The sequence below is a fragment of the Nonomuraea sp. NPDC001831 genome (assembly GCF_042892035.1).
Classification (GTDB): domain Bacteria; phylum Actinomycetota; class Actinomycetes; order Streptosporangiales; family Streptosporangiaceae; genus Nonomuraea.
Window position 1 is genome coordinate 779,151 of sequence record NZ_JBIATU010000003.1, and the last position, 15,889, is coordinate 795,039.

Here is a 15,889-nt window from a genome sequence, read left to right on the forward strand (position 1 = left end):
ACCCAGTGCCCTCGCTGCGGCGCCCTCCTCCCGGCCCCCTCACCTCCCGCCTCCTCCGCCCCCGCCTCCGCCCCCTCGCTCTCGCCTGCGCCTGCGCCCGCCGACGATCGTCCGCCGCCGCCCTCGCGGTTGCGGCCGCCGGGGTGGCGGCGGCCGGTGGTGCTGGTCAGCGTGGCGGCGGCGTGTGCGACCACGGCGCTGGTGTGGTGGGTGGCCGGGAGCCGCCCGTCCTCGCCGGCGGAGGCGGGCGGGAGCTCGGGCGGCGCGCCGTCGGCCGTCCAGTCGCAGACCTCGGACGAGACGGCGGAAGACCCGGCGACCGGGGACGCCACCGGCGACCCGGCCGCGAGCACCGGCCCGACGCCGAGCACGGACCCCACGGCGGCTGCGGCCGGGCAGGCCGGGCAGGTGGACGAGCTGCTGTCCAGCAGCAGCTCCACCCGTTCCAGCCTGTCGGCGGCGATCGCGGACGCGACGGCTTGCCGCCGAAGCGGCGTGACCACGATCGAGGACATCACCGCCGGCCGCCGCGACCAGCTCGCCGCCGCCCGAACGCTGGACGTGACGGCCCTGCCCGAGGGCGCAGCGCTGAAGCAGACGCTCATCACCGCGCTCGACGCCTCCTACGACGCCGACACCGCCTTCCTTTCCTGGGCCCGGCGCCATCTGGCGGGCGGCTGCACCGGCCCGGTCTCGGACGACCGCGATTACCGGCGAGGTCTCAGCAGATCGGCGGCCGCGCAGACGGCCAAGGCGCAATTCGCGCAGGCGTGGCGGCCGATAGCGGAGACATATGGCCTGACAATATGGAAGGCTGACCAGATCTAGCCATATTTGCCCATAAATCAGCATAAGCACCGAAATTCCGATCGTCAGTGACGAAGGAGTGCTGCGATGTTCCTGCCACGCCGTGTGTTCCGGCTGGCCGCGGGTGCGGCGGCCGGGTATCTGTTCGCCGTGCGCCCCTGGCACCTGCGCTGGGGCGCGACCGACAGGGAGGTGCACGAGGACCTGCCGGGTGACGACATCGTGCCGCTCCCCCAGCTCCAGGCCACCCGTGCCGTCACCGTGGACGCGCCGCCGCCGGTCGTGTGGGCCTGGGTGGTCCGGCTCGGCGGCTACCCGGGCCCCGGCACCCGTCCCGGCACCGCGCCCGCCGTACGGACGGAGGCCGCCGACGAACCCGCGCACCCCCCGCACGACCTCAAGCCCGGCGACGTCATGGACGGCGGCGGCTTCGTCGTCGAGCGGATCGAGGCCCCGCACACCCTCGTGCTGGCCCACCGCGGCGCCGACGCCACCACGACCTGCTCCATCGCGCTGCGCGACACCGGCGGCGGCACCCGGCTGATCTACCGGCTCCGGATGCGCGGCGAGCTAACCGTGCGCGGCGCCGCCCACGTCGCGATGACGGACGTCGGCGACTTCGTCGCGATGCGCAGGCAGCTCCTCGCCGTCAAGACGGGGGCCGAGTCGGCGAGATGACCCCCGAGCCGAGCCGGTGAGCGAGCAGCCGGGCCAGGGCCGGGCCGGGCTGGAAGGCCCTGGTTCGGGCCCTCCGCCGCTGCCTTAGGGTTCATGCTGTGGATCAACGGGGAGCGAGCGCGACGGCCGAACGCGCATCCGCCGGCAAGCGTCCCTCACCCCGGCGGCGCAGGCGCTGGTTCGCCTGGACGGTGGTCGCGCTGCTGGCGGCCTGGGCGGCGCTGCGGGTCGGCGGCCTGGAGACCGGCTCCTTCCTCATCCAGCTCATGACGGTGACGCCGATCGGCGCGGGGCTGGCCGCGCTGACCGCGCTGCTGGCGGTGCTCAGGCGCAACCGCCCGGCGGGGCTGAGCGCGGCCGTCGTGGGCATGGTGTTCGTCGCGTGCCTGATCCCGAGGACGTCCGGCGTGGAGCCGGGCAGAGTGATCGAGGGCGTCCCGCTGCGGGTGTTGTCGGTCAACCTGTTCGGATGGGCCGACGCCGAGACCGTGGTCCGCCTGGTGCGCCTGTACGAGATCGACGTGTTCAGCGCGCTGGAGCTGACCCCGGACGCGGTCCGGCGGCTCGACCAGGCGGGGCTGCGCAAGCTGCTCCCCTACCGGGTGCTCCAGGCCGCGGACGGCGCGATCGGCAGCGGCCTGTTCGCCAGGCACCCGCTGCGGCCGCTGCGGGGGCTGTTCACCCCGATCGGCCACAACATGCCGGCCGCCACGCTGTCCCTGCCCTCGGGCGGCAAGGTCGAGGTGGTGGCCGTGCACCCCGACCCGCCGCTCGGCGGGATGGCGGCCGAGTGGGACGCCTCGCTCAAGGCGCTGCCGTCCCCGTCGCCGTCGGTGATCAGGATCCTGGCCGGCGACTTCAACGCCACCCTCGACCATCGCGCCTTCCGCGACCTGCTGGCCAGGGGTTACGTCGACGCGGCCGACCAGGTGGGCAAGGGGCTCGTCCCGACCTGGCCCAACAACAGGGCGATACCGCCGATCATCACGATCGACCACGTGCTGGCCGACCGCCGGGTGAACGTGGCCAGCACGGAGATCCTCGACGTGCCCGGCACCGACCACCGCGGCGTCTTCGCCGACCTGCGCGTGCCCGCCATCGGCTGACCCGCCGCCGCCTGCCCGGTCACCGCGCCTGCCGCTGCCCGTGCAGCTTCCTGAGCGACGCCCTGAGCAGCTTGCCTGCGCCGTTCCGCGGCAGTTCGGGGACGAGCTCCAGGTACCTCGGGATCTTGAAGCGGGCCAGGCGGCCGTCCAGGTGGGCGAGCAGTTCCCCGGGCTCCGCGCTCGCGCCCGGCCGCAGCACGACCAGCGCCTTGCCGGTCTCCCCCCACTTCTCGTCCGGCACGCCGATCACCGCGCACTCGGCCACCGCCGGATGGGCGAGGAGCACACTCTCGATCTCGGCCGGGTAGACGTTCTCGCCGCCGGAGATGTACATGTCGCTGATCCGGTCGCGGATGCGCACGTACCCGTCCTCGTCGGCCACGCCGATGTCGCCCGACCTGAACCAGCCGTCGGCGGACAACACCTTCGCCGTCTCCTTCGGACGCCGCCAGTAGCCGGGCATGACGTTGGGGCCCTGGACGTACACCTCGCCGGGCTCGCCGGGGGCGGCGGGCGAGCCGTCGGGGGCGACCAGCCGCACGTCGGAGAAGAAGCACGGCACCCCGGCCGAACCGAGCCCGGCGTCCGGATGGCCCGCCCCGAGGAAGAGCGCGCCCGGCGAGGTCTCCGTCATGCCGTACCCCTGCAGGAACGGCAGCCCGCGCTCCCGGTACGTCCTGATCAGCGGCTCGGGCACCGGCGCTCCCCCGCACAGCAGGTGCCGCAGGCTGGACAGGTCGGCCTCCGCCCAGCGCGGCGACCGCGCGAGGGCCGCGAACATCGTCGGCACGCCGAACATCATCGTGACCCGCTCGGACTCGACCAGGTCGAACGTCCTGTCCACCTCGAACGACGGCTCCAGCAGCGCCCTGCCGCCCTTCAGCACGGTCGGCACGAGCAGCTGCGCCAGGGCCGCGATGTGGTACAGCGGCGCGCTGACCAGCGTCACCTCGTCGTGCGCGAGCGGCACGTCGACCAGCAGGTTCACGGCGTTCCAGATGAGGTTGCCGTGGGTGAGCATCGCGCCCTTGGGGCGGCCGGTGGTGCCCGAGGTGTACATGATCAGGCAGATGTCGTCCTGGCTGACCGGCTCGTCCACGGGGTCGGCGGGCGCGCCGGCGATCAGCTCCTCGAAGGCGTCCTGGCTCAGGTGCCGGCCGGGCAGGCCGCCGCCGTCCTGGCCCGCGCCGAGGACGACGACGCGGGCGCCGGAGTCGTCCAGGAGGAAGCGCAGCTCGGGCGCGGCCAGCCGGGCGTTGAGCGGGACGAACACCGCGCCCAGCAGCCCCGCGGCGAAGAACGTCTCCACCAGGGACGGGTGGTTGGGCCCGAGGTAGGCGATCCGGTCGCCCCGGCCCACGTCCAGGCCGGTCAGCCCGTGGGCCAGGCGGGTGACCCGGTCGTACAGGTCGCCGTAGCTGCGGTCGGTTCCCCGGTAACCGACGGCGGGCCGGGCGGGCGTCATCCGCGCCCTGCGTGCCGGCCATGACCCAAGCCCCTGATTCCGCATCGGCACTCCTTGACGGTCAGGACTCAAGGTAGGTCACCAAGCGCTTGCTGTCACCGGAATGCCACACTTTCTCCCGTCCGCCCCTTCTCGTACGGCCGGGCCGCACTTCCGTCGGCGGCGGCCTCTTTCAGCGGCGGCACCCGCGCGTGACACTGGACGGCGTGTCACCAGTCACGCGCGTTCCCGTGTTACGCGGCCGCGACGCGGAGGAGAACGTCCTGCTGCGGCTGCTCGACGACGCCCGGGCCGGCTCCGGAGGGGCGCTGCTGCTGACCGGCGCGGCGGGCATGGGCAAGACCGCGCTGCTCGACCTGGCCGCCGCGCGGGCCCCCGGGTTCCGGGTGCTGCGGGTGTCGGGGGTGGAGTCGGAGTCGCGGGTGCCGTACGCGGGGCTGCACGGCCTGCTGCGGCCGGTGTCCGCGGCCGTCGCGACGCTGCCGGCCGCCCAGGCCCGCGCGCTGGCCGAGGCCCTGGAGTCGGGGACCTGCGCGGCGGGGCTCGCGCTGCCCGCCGCCGTGCTGGGGCTGCTGTCGGCGGTCGCCGCCGAGCGTCCCGTACTGGCCTGCGTGGACGACGCCGACCGGCTGGACGCCGCGAGCCTGGACGCGCTGTCGTTCGTGGCCCGCCGCCTGTCCTGCGAGCCGATCGCCCTGCTCTTCACCACCAGGCCCCCGGCCCTCGCCCCAGGGACGACCTCCGGCGAGCAGGGGGCCGATGACGTGCCGGTCCAGGAGGGGTTCGACGCCGGGGCGATGTGGCCGCTGGAGGGCGTGCCCGTCCGGGAGCTGCGCGGGCTCGACGGGCCGGCGGTGCGGGAGCTGGCCGCGGACCTGGCGCCCGGCGGGCTCGCCGAGGACCTGGCGGCCGCGCTCGACCAGATCGCCTGCGGCAACCCGCTGGCGCTGCGCGAGCTGATCGGCGCGCTCACCCCCGACCAGCGGGCCGGGCTCGCGGCGCCGCCCGCCGTCCTGCCTCCTGGTGGGCGGTTGTGGCGGGAGCACACGGGCGTGCTGGCCCGGCTGCCCGCGCGCACGCGCCGGCTGTCGCTGCTGATCGCCGCCGATCCGGCCCTGGACGTGGCGACCCTGGCCAGGGCGGCGAGCCCGGCGTGCGCGTTGTCCGTGCTCGAACCGGCCGAACGGGCGGGCGTCCTGCGGGCCGACGGTGACGCGGTCGCGTTCTGCGCACCCGCGATGCGGGCCGTCGCCTACCACGCGGCGTCGCTGGCCGAGCGCCGCAGCGCCCACCGCCTCCTCGCCGGCCTGCTCACCCCGGACGGGGGCCGTGCGGACGGTTGGGAGAGGCTGCGGCGGGCCTGGCATCGGGCCTGGGCGGCAGACGGCGGGGCGGAGGAGGCCGGGGACGAGCTGGCGCGGGCGGCGCTGGCCGTCCGGTGGGCCGCGGGGAGCTCCTCGGCGTGCCGTGCCGGGTTCCCCGAGCCCTACCTGGCGTTGGAGCGCGCCGCCGAGCTGACCGCTCGTCCCGCGGTCAAGGCCGAGCGGCTGGCCGCCGCCGCCAGGCACGCCTGGGTGTCGGGACGTCCCCGGGCCGCGCGTTCCCTGCTGGCCCGGCTGCGGTCGCCCGGCGCGCCCGAGGAGCTGCGCGGCCACGTCCAGCTGCTGCGCGGCAGCCTGGAGCTGCTGGGCGGCGAGACCGGCAGCGCCCGCGAGGAGCTGCTGGCGGCGGCCCGCCGGCTGCTGGACAGCCACCGCGAGCTCGGCGTGCGCGCCCTGGTCCGGGCGGCGGACGCCAGCTACCGGGCGGGCGACAACCGGGCGTTCATCGCGATCGCCCGGCAGGCGGCGGCGCTGCGGCGTCCGGACGAGCCGGCGCCGGCGCAGCTCATGTTCGAGTACCTGGCGGGCATGGCCCACACCTTCAGCGGCCTGCACCAGGAGGCGGCCGGGCCGTTGCGGCGGGTGCTGGAGCTGGCCGGGTCGGTACGCGACCCGGCCGTGCTCACGTGGGCCTGCGTGGCGGGCATGCTGCTGGGCGAGGACGCGGTGGCCCACCGGCTGTCGGCGCGGGCCGTGGAGGAGGCCCGGCTGCGCGGAGCCGCGTCGGCGGTGCCGCAGCTCCTGGAGTTCACGATCTACCCCGACGTCTGGACGGGCCGGTACGCCTCCGTCGCCGCGACCGCCGCGAAGGGCCTGCGGCTGGCCCGGGAGACGGGCCAGCACAACACCGCCGCCCAGCACCTGGCCTGGCTGGCGGTCAGCGCCGCCGTGGAGGGCGACCAGGAGACGTGCCGGATCCGCGCGGACGCCGCCATCGAGCTGGCCGACGCCCACGAGCTGGGCCTGGCCGGCGCGGTCGGCAACTGGGCACTGGCCTGCCTCGACCTGGCGGCGGGCCGCGTGGCCGACGCCGCCGGCAGGCTGCGGGCCGAGCGGCGCAACCGCCACGTCGTCATCAAGGTCATGTCCACCCCGCACTACATCGAGGCGGCCGCCCGCACCGGCGACCGCGAGCGGGCCGCGGCCGCCCTGCGGGTGCTCGAACGCTGGGTCGGCAGCACGCGCAGCCCTGACCTGCGGGCGCTGGTCTCGCGCTGCCGGGCGCTGCTGTCGGTGCGTCCCGGCGAGGCCGAGGAGCTGTTCCTGGACGCCCTGCGCCTGCACGGCCAGGGCGTCTGCGCGTTCGAGGCGGCCCGTACGCACCTGCTGCTGGGCAGCGCGCTGCGGCGCGACCGGCGGCCCGGCGCGGCCAGGAACCACCTGCACACGGCGCTGGAGACGTTCGAACGGCACGGCGCGCGGCTGTGGACCGAGCAGGCCAGGGCCGAGCTGCGGGCCTCCGGCGAGCCGGTCCGGCCGGCCGCGGACGCGACGGTGTCGCAGCTCACCGCCCAGCAGGCGCAGATCGCCCGCATGGTGGCCGCGGGCGCCACCAACAAGGAGGTCGCCGAGCAGCTCTTCCTCAGCAGGCGCACGGTCGAGCACCATCTCAGGAACGTCTTCAGCAAGCTCGGCATCCGCTCACGGGTGGAGCTGGTCAGGTTCATGTCCTGAGCGACGCCGCCGAGCGGTTCCAACGCGGGCGGCGCACGGCACGAGACCGGTGATTTCACCGATGCGCGACTGACTGCGCGTCCCGACAATGGCGACAGACAGCAGTCATTCCCCGATGAGCAGGGAGTTCGACGACGTGCAGCTCTCCACCCCCCACTTCGGCGCGCGAACGTTCACCAAGCTCGCCCTGGCCGTCACGCTGCTCGCCGGCGGCGTCGCGGCGGCGCCGGCCGCCCACGCGGCCGGCCCGTACGAGCGCGGCCCCGACCCGACCTCCGCGATCCTGGAAGCCGCGCGCGGCCCGTTCGCGACCGCCGAGCTCAGCGTCTCGCGGCTGAGCGTCTCCGGCTTCGGCGGCGGGACGGTCTACTACCCGACCGACACCAGCCAGGGCACCTTCGGCGCGATCGCCATCTCGCCCGGCTACACGGCGACCTGGTCCAGCCTCGCCTGGCTGGGGCCGCGGATCGCCTCGCACGGGTTCGTGGTGATCGGCATCGAGACCACCACGATCTACGACCAGCCGGCCAGCCGCGGCCGTCAGCTCCTGGCCGCGCTGGACTACCTGACCTCGGGCTCCCCGACGGCCGTGCGGAGCAGGATCGACGCGTCCCGGCTCGCGGTGGCCGGTCACTCCATGGGCGGCGGCGGCACGCTGGAGGCCGCCGACGCGCGCCCGTCGCTCCAGGCGGCGGTGCCGCTCGCGCCGTGGAACCTCACCAAGAGCTGGTCGGGCCTCCGGGTGCCGACGATGATCATCGGGGGTGAGGCCGACACGATCGCGCCGGTGGCCACCCACTCCGAGCCGTTCTACCAGTCGATCCCGTCGTCGGTGGAGAAGGCGTACCTGGAGCTGAACGGCGCCTCGCACTTCTTCCCGCAGGTCACCAACACCACGATGGCCAAGTCGATGGTGGCCTGGCTGAAGCGGTTCGTCGACGACGACACCCGCTACGACCAGTTCCTGTGCCCCGCCCCGCGGGGGACCGCGATCGAGGAGTACCGCGACACCTGCCCGATCACCTGACGGGCGCGGCTCCGGAGCCGGTGACGCCCGCCGTCACCGGCTTCCGGCCGTCCGGCGCCCGCCGGCTCGCCACGCCGCCGTGCTCGTCGCCGGCGGTCAGCGGAAGGCGGCGGCGTTGCGCTCGGCCCAGGCTACGAACGGGCGGGCGGGGCGGCCGAGGACACGCTCGACGTCCGGGCTGACGCTCCGCTCGTCAGGGGTGGGCTCGCCCAGGATGGCGAGCGTGCCCTCCACCACGGGCAGCGGCATGACCTGCGCCATCAGGGCGTGGGCGGCCTCGCGGGTCTGCTCGGCGAACCGCACCGGCTCGCCCAGCGCCGCCGCGATCGCCGCCGCCCGGTCCCGCGGGGTGGTGGCCTCGGGGCCGGTCAGCACGTACGTCGCCCCGTCGTGCCCGTCCTCGCGCAGGACGGCGGCCGCCACGGCGGCGACGTCGGCGGGGTCGACGAAGGGCAGGCCGACGTCGCCGAAGGGGGCCTCGGCGGTGCGGTGCAGGCGTACGGGCTCGGCCCAGGCGTAGGCGTTGGAGGCCAGGCCGCCCGAACGCAGGACCGTCCAGGCCAGGCCCGACCCGCGGACGGCCTCCTCGAAGCGGACTGCGTGCGGGTAGGCCCCCGGCCGCGTCCCGGCGCCCTGGCTGGACAGCAGGACGATCCTGCGCACGCCCGCCTCCCTGGCCGCCGCGATCACGCCCTCCGGGTCCTCCCCCGCCACCAGCAGGAACAGCGCGTCCGCACCCGCCAGGGCCGGACGCAGGCTCGCGACGTCACCCAGGTCGGCGGCGACGGCCAGGACGCCCGGCGGCACGTCGGCCTGCGTGACGCGGCGGGCGACGGCGGTGACCGGCAGGCCCTCCTCGGCCAGCAGACCGACCAGCGTGCGGCCGACGTTCCCGGTGGCACCCGTGACGACGAACATGGTGGTTCTCCTCAGTCATTAGTTAGTTATCTGACTAAGAAGAACCGTAGCACAGAAACTTAGTCAGACAACTGACTTCTAGCGGCGCAGGTGTGAGACCCGCGCCCGCCGGGGACATCTGGGCAAATGGGGACGGCGTTCGTCACGACGGCACTGGCCGGGCAAGGATGGACCCAGCTGGGCGAACTCGGCCTGGCCCTGCTCCTGTCGGCCGCCATCGGGCTCGAACGCGAGATCCGCCAGAAGAGCGCCGGCCTGCGCACCCACACGCTGGTCGGCTTCGCCTCGGCCCTGATCATGCTGGTGTCCAAGTACGGCTTCGCCGACGTCCTGGGCGAGCACGTCACGCTCGACCCGTCCCGGGTGGCCGCGCAGATCGTGTCGGGCATCGGGTTCATCGGCGGCGGCCTGATCTTCGTCCGCCGGGACGCGGTGCGCGGCCTGACCACCGCCGCGGTGGTCTGGCTGACCTGCGCGGTCGGCATGGCCGCCGGGGCCGGGCTGTGGCTGCTGGCGGTCGCCGTCACCGCCGGCCACTTCCTGGTCCTGTTCGTCCTCACCCCGCTCAGCGCCCGGCTGCCCCGCTCGAAGTACGCCCAGTCGCGCCTGCACCTGACCTACCTCGACCGCCACGGCGCGCTGCGGCGGGTGCTGGCGCTGTGCAGCGAGAGGGGCTTCGTCATCGCGGAGCTCTCCCTGGAACGCGACCGGCCGCGCGAGGACCGGGAGTCGATCTCGATCTGGCTCGTCGTCCAGGGCTCGGGGCCGGTCGGGGTGCTGATCACCGAGCTGCTGGAGATCGACGGCGTGCTCGGCGTCTCCAGCGTCGACCTCGACGTCACCACGCCCTGACGCCGGCCGGGGCCGCACAACCGTTCAAGACCGCAGCCCGTCCCTGCCGCTACAACGGTGGCGGCGGGACACGCAGAGCGGGAGGGGCGGATGGCCGGAACGGGATTCATCGGACTGGGGATCATGGGCCGGCCCATGGCGCTCAACCTGGTGCGGGCGGGCACGCCGGTCGTGGTCTGGAACCGTACGGCGGCCGGGTGCGAGCCGCTGCGGGCGGCCGGCGCGCAGGTGGCGGCGAGCCCGGACGAGGTGTTCGCGCGGGCCAGGGTCGTGCTGCTCATGCTGGCCGACGAGGCCGCCGTGGACGCGGTGCTCGGGCGCGGCACGCCGCGCTTCGCCTCCATGGTCGCCGGGCGGATCGTGGTGCACATGGGCACGACGTCCCCGGCGTGGTCGGCGGACCTGGGCGCGGCGGTGCGGGCGGCCGGCGGCGACTACGTCGAGGCGCCCGTGTCGGGCTCGCGCGGCCCGGCCGAGGCCGGGCGGCTGGTGGCGATGCTGGCCGGCGAGCCCGCGGCGGTCGAGGAGGTGGCCCCCCTGCTCGCGCCGATGTGCGCCGGGACGATCGCGTGCGGCCCGGTGCCCGGCGGGCTGCTGATGAAGCTGGCGGTGAACATCTTCCTGATCACCATGGTCAGCGGCCTGGCCGAGGCCGCGCACTTCGCCGCCCGGCACGGCCTGGACCTGGACCGCTTCGCCCAGGTGCTCGACTCGGGCCCGATGGCCAGCGACGTGTCGCGGGGGAAGGTCCGCAAGCTGCTGGACGGCGACTTCGCCGCCCAGGCGGCCATCGCCGACGTGCTGAAGAACAACCGGATCATCGCCGGGGCGGCGCGGGCGTCGGGCGTGGCCTCGCCGCTGATCGACGTCTGCCACGCGCTGTTCGCCGAGACCCTGGCACTCGGGCACGGCACGCTCGACATGGTGGCCGTGATCCGCGCGATCGAGGCCAGGACCGACGGCAGCCAGGTGAGCGACTCGATGGACGCGCCGGGCGTCAGGTGAGGGCCGTGGTCCATTCGCCGGGGGTGAGCCCGTAGGCGCGCTTGAACATGCGGGTCAGGTGGCTCTGGTCGGCGAAGCCCGCCCGCAGCGCGGCCTCCCGCAGCGGCAGGCCGCCGCGCATCGCGTGCCGGGCCACGTCCAGTTGCCGCATCGTCCGGTACCGGGTCGGGCTGGTGCCGAAGGCGGCGCGGAACTGGCGGGCGATCGTCCAGCGGTCGAGCCCCGAGACGCGTTCGAACTCGGCCACCGGGTGCCGGGTCGCCGGGTCGGCGGCGATGAGCTCGCGCACCCGTGCCAGCGCCTCGACCGCGAGCGGGTCGCGCCGCCGCCGGACGGGAACGTCGGCGTGGCGCTCCAGGGCCGCCGCGACCAGCAGCGCGACCTCCAGCCGGGCCAGCTCCTCCAGGGGCTCGTCCAGGTGCCGCAGCCAGGCGAGCAGCGCCGGCGACATGCCCTCCGGCCGCACGACCGGGTCGGCGACGAACGGCAGCGGCCGGCCGCCCAGCGCCTCCTGGATCAGGTACGGGTCGACGTAGAAGATCCGGTAGCCGAAGCCCGCGTCGGTGCCCGCGGCCCCGTCGTGCAGCTCGTCGGGGTGCAGGACGTGCCACTCCCCCGGCAGGCATCGCCGCAGCTCGCCGCGGTAGCGGAAGGTCTGCACGCCGGCGAGCGTGACGCCGATCGCGTACGTGTCGTGCCGGTGGGGCGCGAACGCCTCGCCGACGAGCGAGGCCGCCAGCCGCTCGATGCCCTCGGCGGCCGGGCCGAAGCGCAACCGGTGCCCCGGCCGCCCCGCCCCGCCGCGGACAGGTCGTGTCTCCACCACCCCAGTGTCGCGCGCTTCACCCCTCCGGCGCGGTCACCCCTCCGGCGCGGTCACCCCTCCGGAACGGTCACCCCTCCGGCGTGGTCACCCCTCCGGCGCCCGTCAGCGTCCGCGCGTCGTTGCCGACGATCGGGTTGCGCACGCTGCCCAGGCGTTCGGCCTCGACCTCGACAACGTCGCCGGGCCGCAGCAGCCACGGCGGGGTGCGCGCGTAGCCGACCCCGGCGGGCGTGCCGGTGGCCAGCAGGTCGCCGGGCCGCAGCGTGAACGTGCGCGAGATGAGGGCGAGCGTGTCGCCGACGCCGTAGACCATCTCGTCGGTGCGCCCGTCCTGGACGACCTCGCCGTTCACCCGGGTCCGCACCCGCAGCCCGTCGCGCAGGTCACCGACCTCGGACGCGGGCACCAGCGGGCCGAGCGGGCCGGACCGGTCGGCGTTCTTGCCGAGGATCCACTGGCTGGTCAGCTTCTGCGCCCTGCGCGCGGTGAGGTCGTTGAAGACCGAGTAGCCGGCGACCGCGGCCAGCGCCTCCTCCGGGCCCGCGTCCACCAGCGGCGCGCCGACGTACGCGACCACCTCGCCCTCCCAGTCCAGGCCGTCCTCGCCCGAGGGCACCGGCACCGGGACGCCGCCCACGGTCAGCGACCGCGTCCAGCGGGCGAACAGCGTCGGGTGCGGCGGCACGCCGTCCCCCGCGTAGGAGCCCTCGGCGACGTGCCTGAGGTAGTTCAGCCCGATGCAGATCACCCGCGCCTGCGGCAGCACCGGCGGCACGAGGGTGACCGACGCGACCGGGACCCGCTCGCCGGCCGGCTCGCGGGCCAGGAAGGCGGCCGCGCCGGCCCAGAACCGCTCCAGCGGGGCGAGCACGGTGACCTCGGCCCCGTCGGCCGACAACGCGCCGGCCTCGACGCCCCCGGCGGCGTTCCGGCGGATCCCGACGATCCTCATCGCTCTTCTCCTCACCGCGGCGAAAACCTGCTAAAGGTTCGCAGGTTTTGTGGTTGGATCCGGACTATGCCCTACTCCTCCTCGCCCGGACAACCGGACGCCGCGCTCGGGCAGGGCGCGGGCACGCGGGCCGAGCGGCTGGCCGCCGCGCTCGACGAGCGGATCAAGTCGCGCGGGCTGGGTCCCGGGGAGCCGGTCGGCACGCTGGAGTCGCTGCGCGCGGAGACGGGCCTCGGTTACGCCACGGTCAGCGAGGCCGTCCGGCTGCTGCGCGACCGGGGCGTGCTGGAGATCCGGCCGGGCCGCGGCGGCGGGCTGTTCGTCGCCGACCCGGGCCCGGTGGTGCGGCTGCGGCACACCCTGCTCGGCGTCGCCGAGGAGCCGGGCACGGTGGCCGACGCCGTCGAGCTGCGCGACCACCTGGAGGAGCTGATCGACGTCGGCGCCGCCCGCCACCGCACCCGCCGGGACGTCGCCGACCTGCGCCGCCTGCTGCGGCGGCTGCGCGCCGCGCCCGGCTGGGACGCTTTCATGCGCGCCAACTGGGCCCTGCACGAGCGCATCGCCGCCATCAGCCCGAACGCCATGGCCCGAGCCGTCTACATCGGCACGCTCGGCCATCTGGGCGCCGCGTCCCCGCGTCCCGACGACGCGGCCGGCGCCGGCTACCGCGAGCTGCGCCACCAGATCCACGCCGACCTGGTCGAGGCGATCGCGGCCGGCGACGAGAGCGCCGTGCGGGCCGCCGTCGCCCGGCACAACACCACCGTCTGAGACAGACCGGAGAGCCCCTCATGCCCGGCGAGTTCCGCCAGTACCTGTTCCCGCACGACCACCCGCGGCTGGCCGGCGTGCGCGGCCTCGACCCCTACGCCTACCGCGAGCTGGCCAGGAGACCGGGGACGTTCACCGGCGGCCTGATCGAGGGCTGGACCCCGCTGTACGGGAGCGACTTCCGCGGCGTCACCGAGGACGGCGTCCTGCGGGACGGCCTGTACCCGCTGACCCCGGCCGCCCCCGGCGAGGAGGCGCCGGTCGCCGCGATGGTGTCGGCCGCCCGCGACCTGCTGGCCTGCCTCGACGACGAGGGCCGCGAACGCCTCTCGCACGAGGCCGACGCCGTGGCGTGGCAGACCTGGGCCAACCCGGAGTTCCTGCAGTTCGACACCGGCCTGCGGCTGGACCTGCGACCACCGGCCGTCAGGGAGAAGGCGCTGGCGCTGGTGGCCGCCTCGCTCTCGCCCGAGGGCGGCCGGCTCGTCCGCGCGGTGATGCGGGTCAACGGCTTCCTGGGCGAGGTCGTCGGCCTGGAGACGATACTCAACGAGTTCAGCTACAACTTCGCCCTCTACGGCACGCCCGGCCCGCGGGCCCCCTGGGGCTGGCAGCTCTACGGCCACCACTGCGCGCTCAACTGCCTGGTCGTCGAGGGCCGCATGGCGCTGTCGCCGGTGTTCCTCGGCGCCGAGCCGGACGAGATCGACGCCGGTCCGCACGCCGGCCTGCGCGACCTGTTCGCCGACCGGGTCGCCCGCGGCCTGCGGCTGATGGCCGCCCTGCCCGAGGAGCAGCGCCGGCAGGCCGTCGTCTACGAGCACATGGTCGACCCGGCGATGCCCGAGGGACGGGTGCATCCGGGGGACGAACGCCATCTGGCCGGGGCGTTCCAGGACAACCGCGTGATCCCGTTCGAGGGCGTGCGGGTCGCCGCCATGCCCGCGGCGGCCCGGGAGCACGCGCTGGCCGTCGCGGAGTCGTTCGTCGGCCTGCTTCCGGCGGGGCCGCGCGCCGCCCGGCTGCGCGAGATCGCCGCGCACCTCGACGAGACCTGGTTCTGCTGGATCGGCGGCCACCGGCCGGGCGACGTCTTCTACTACCGGCTGCAGTCACCGGTGCTCGTCGCCGAGCTGGACCACCACCGCGGCGTCTTCCTCGACTACGACACGCCCAAGCCGTTCCACGTCCACACCGTGCTGCGCACGCCGCACGGCAACGACTACGGCCGCTCGTGGGTCCGGCAGTGGCAGGATCAGGCCTCGGGCTGCAGGTAGACGACCGTATCCATCGGGACGCGTTCGCGGATGCGCTGCTCCGCCTTGGCCAGCGCCTCGGCCACGGCGTCCCCCTGCTCGGCGACGGTGACGCGGGCGGCGACGAGCAGTTCCTCCGGGCCCAGGTGCAGGGTGCGCAGGCGGGTGAAGGAGGCGACGGCGTCGTCCTCGCGCAGGGCTTCCTCGATGGCCCGCTGGACCTCCGGCGACGCCGCCTCGCCGATGATCATGCTCTTGGTCTCGGTGGCCAGGGTGACGGCCACGATGATCAGGAGCACGCCGATGGCGATCGAGCCGATGCCGTCGTAGACCGGGTCGCCGACAACCAGCGTGAGCGTGACCCCGATGAGGGCGAAGGCCAGCCCGAGCAGGGCGGCGGTGTCCTCCAGCAGGACCACGGGCAGCTCGGGGGCCTTGGCCTCGCGGATGTAGCGCAGCCACGACCGGCCCCCGCGGGCGCGGTTGGCGTTGCGCACCGCCGTGCGCAGGGACAGCCCCTCCATGACGATCGCGCCCACGAGCACCCCGATCGCCCACGGCCAGCTCTCCAGGGGCTTCGGATGGCTGATCTTCTCGTACCCCTCGTACAGGGCGAACAGGCCGCCGCCGAAGAACAGCACGACCGAGACCAGGAAGGCGTAGAAGTACCGCTCGCGCCCGTGGCCGAAGGGATGGGACGGGGTGGGCCCGCGCTTGGCGCGGGACTGGCCGAGCAGCAGCAGCCCCTGGTTGCCCGAGTCGGCGAAGGAATGGATGCCCTCGGCGAGCATCGAGGACGAGCCGGTGAAGAAGAACGCCACGAACTTGGTGACGGCGATCCCCAGGTTGGCGGCCAGCGCCGCGTAGGTCGCCTCCTGCGAGCCCTTACCGCTCACGCCGCCCCCGCACCCGGTGCCGCAACCGGTGCTCGTACAGGCTGTCGCGTCATCACGTTCCTCCCGTGCGGGTGAGCTGTCGGATGCGTGCCTTTGCCCCGTGGGCCGGCGAACACACCTCGGTCCGGCGTCCGAATGGACATGCACAACGTGCATTGATGCGCGTCGTGCATCTTCGTAGCCTGGAACGGCCCGCACCCGAGAGAACAGGACGTGCCGGGCCCGTGAGGTGCGCGGCCCCTTCGGCGGGCCGTCCGGGCCGTCCGGGGTG

The 15,889-nt window shown here is 74.8% G+C and carries 14 protein-coding genes; 9 read left to right on the forward strand and 5 right to left on the reverse strand.

Annotation, left to right across the window (positions count from 1 at the left end; genetic code table 11):
• Positions 1 to 156: 156 nt before the first annotated feature.
• From ACFYYW_RS14315 to ACFYYW_RS14325, 3 genes are all read left to right on the forward strand, one after another.
• Complete coding sequence (locus ACFYYW_RS14315; protein WP_387648552.1) at positions 157 to 828, forward strand: hypothetical protein; 672 nt, start codon at positions 157 to 159, stop codon at positions 826 to 828.
• 66 nt (positions 829 to 894) lie between these two features.
• Positions 895 to 1,485 carry a hypothetical protein gene (locus ACFYYW_RS14320; protein WP_387648554.1) on the forward strand — a complete coding sequence of 197 codons (591 nt, stop codon included), beginning with the start codon at positions 895 to 897 and terminating at the stop codon, positions 1,483 to 1,485.
• Positions 1,486 to 1,583: 98 nt separating this feature from the next.
• Positions 1,584 to 2,591, forward strand: a complete 1,008-nt coding sequence (locus ACFYYW_RS14325) for an endonuclease/exonuclease/phosphatase family protein (RefSeq protein WP_387648557.1) — start codon at positions 1,584 to 1,586, stop codon at positions 2,589 to 2,591.
• A 19-nt stretch (positions 2,592 to 2,610) separates the two neighbouring features.
• On the opposite strand, the gene ACFYYW_RS14330 is transcribed toward ACFYYW_RS14325, so the two are convergent.
• Positions 2,611 to 4,056, reverse strand: a complete 1,446-nt coding sequence (locus ACFYYW_RS14330; protein WP_387648560.1) for a long-chain fatty acid--CoA ligase — start codon at positions 4,054 to 4,056, stop codon at positions 2,611 to 2,613.
• 206 nt (positions 4,057 to 4,262) lie between these two features.
• Between ACFYYW_RS14330 and ACFYYW_RS14335 the strand changes: the two genes are divergently transcribed.
• Positions 4,263 to 7,112 (forward strand): ATP-binding protein, encoded by a 2,850-nt coding sequence (locus ACFYYW_RS14335; RefSeq protein WP_387648563.1) that lies wholly within the window; start codon positions 4,263 to 4,265, stop codon positions 7,110 to 7,112.
• Positions 7,113 to 7,227: 115 nt separating this feature from the next.
• Positions 7,228 to 8,139: an alpha/beta hydrolase gene (locus ACFYYW_RS14340; protein WP_352327144.1), complete on the forward strand. Its 912-nt coding sequence runs from the start codon at positions 7,228 to 7,230 to the stop codon at positions 8,137 to 8,139.
• Between the two features lie 96 nt (positions 8,140 to 8,235).
• Here ACFYYW_RS14340 and ACFYYW_RS14345 read toward each other — a convergent pair whose 3' ends face one another.
• The gene (locus tag ACFYYW_RS14345) at positions 8,236 to 9,057 is read right to left on the reverse strand and encodes an SDR family oxidoreductase (RefSeq protein ID WP_387648566.1); all 822 of its coding nucleotides are present in this window, start codon (positions 9,055 to 9,057) and stop codon (positions 8,236 to 8,238) included.
• A gap of 126 nt (positions 9,058 to 9,183) precedes the next feature.
• Here ACFYYW_RS14345 and ACFYYW_RS14350 point away from each other — a divergent pair, with 126 nt between their 5' ends.
• A complete protein-coding gene (locus ACFYYW_RS14350) occupies positions 9,184 to 9,909 on the forward strand; it encodes an MgtC/SapB family protein (protein WP_387648569.1) in 726 nt (241 codons plus the stop codon).
• A gap of 90 nt (positions 9,910 to 9,999) precedes the next feature.
• Positions 10,000 to 10,914 (forward strand): NAD(P)-dependent oxidoreductase, encoded by a 915-nt coding sequence (locus tag ACFYYW_RS14355; protein ID WP_387648572.1) that lies wholly within the window; start codon positions 10,000 to 10,002, stop codon positions 10,912 to 10,914.
• Here ACFYYW_RS14355 and ACFYYW_RS14360 read toward each other — a convergent pair.
• Positions 10,907 to 11,737, reverse strand: a complete 831-nt coding sequence (locus ACFYYW_RS14360) for an AraC family transcriptional regulator (RefSeq protein WP_387648574.1) — start codon at positions 11,735 to 11,737, stop codon at positions 10,907 to 10,909. The genes ACFYYW_RS14355 and ACFYYW_RS14360 overlap by 8 nt on opposite strands.
• Before the next feature lie 70 nt (positions 11,738 to 11,807).
• Entirely contained in the window at positions 11,808 to 12,692 is an 885-nt protein-coding gene (locus tag ACFYYW_RS14365) for a fumarylacetoacetate hydrolase family protein (protein WP_387648577.1), read from the reverse strand.
• A gap of 66 nt (positions 12,693 to 12,758) precedes the next feature.
• Here ACFYYW_RS14365 and ACFYYW_RS14370 point away from each other — a divergent pair, with 66 nt between their 5' ends.
• Together ACFYYW_RS14370 and ACFYYW_RS14375 are read left to right on the forward strand one after the other, a co-directional pair.
• On the forward strand, positions 12,759 to 13,466 hold the full coding sequence (locus tag ACFYYW_RS14370; protein WP_387648580.1) for a FadR/GntR family transcriptional regulator: 708 nt from the start codon (positions 12,759 to 12,761) through the stop codon (positions 13,464 to 13,466).
• 20 nt (positions 13,467 to 13,486) lie between these two features.
• Entirely contained in the window at positions 13,487 to 14,743 is a 1,257-nt protein-coding gene (locus ACFYYW_RS14375) for a DUF3500 domain-containing protein (RefSeq protein ID WP_387648582.1), read from the forward strand.
• Here the strand turns inward: ACFYYW_RS14375 and ACFYYW_RS14380 are convergent.
• A complete protein-coding gene (locus tag ACFYYW_RS14380) occupies positions 14,722 to 15,618 on the reverse strand; it encodes a cation diffusion facilitator family transporter (RefSeq protein WP_352318804.1) in 897 nt (298 codons plus the stop codon). The two genes, ACFYYW_RS14375 and ACFYYW_RS14380, sit on opposite strands and share 22 nt — an antisense overlap.
• Positions 15,619 to 15,889 lie beyond the last annotated feature (271 nt).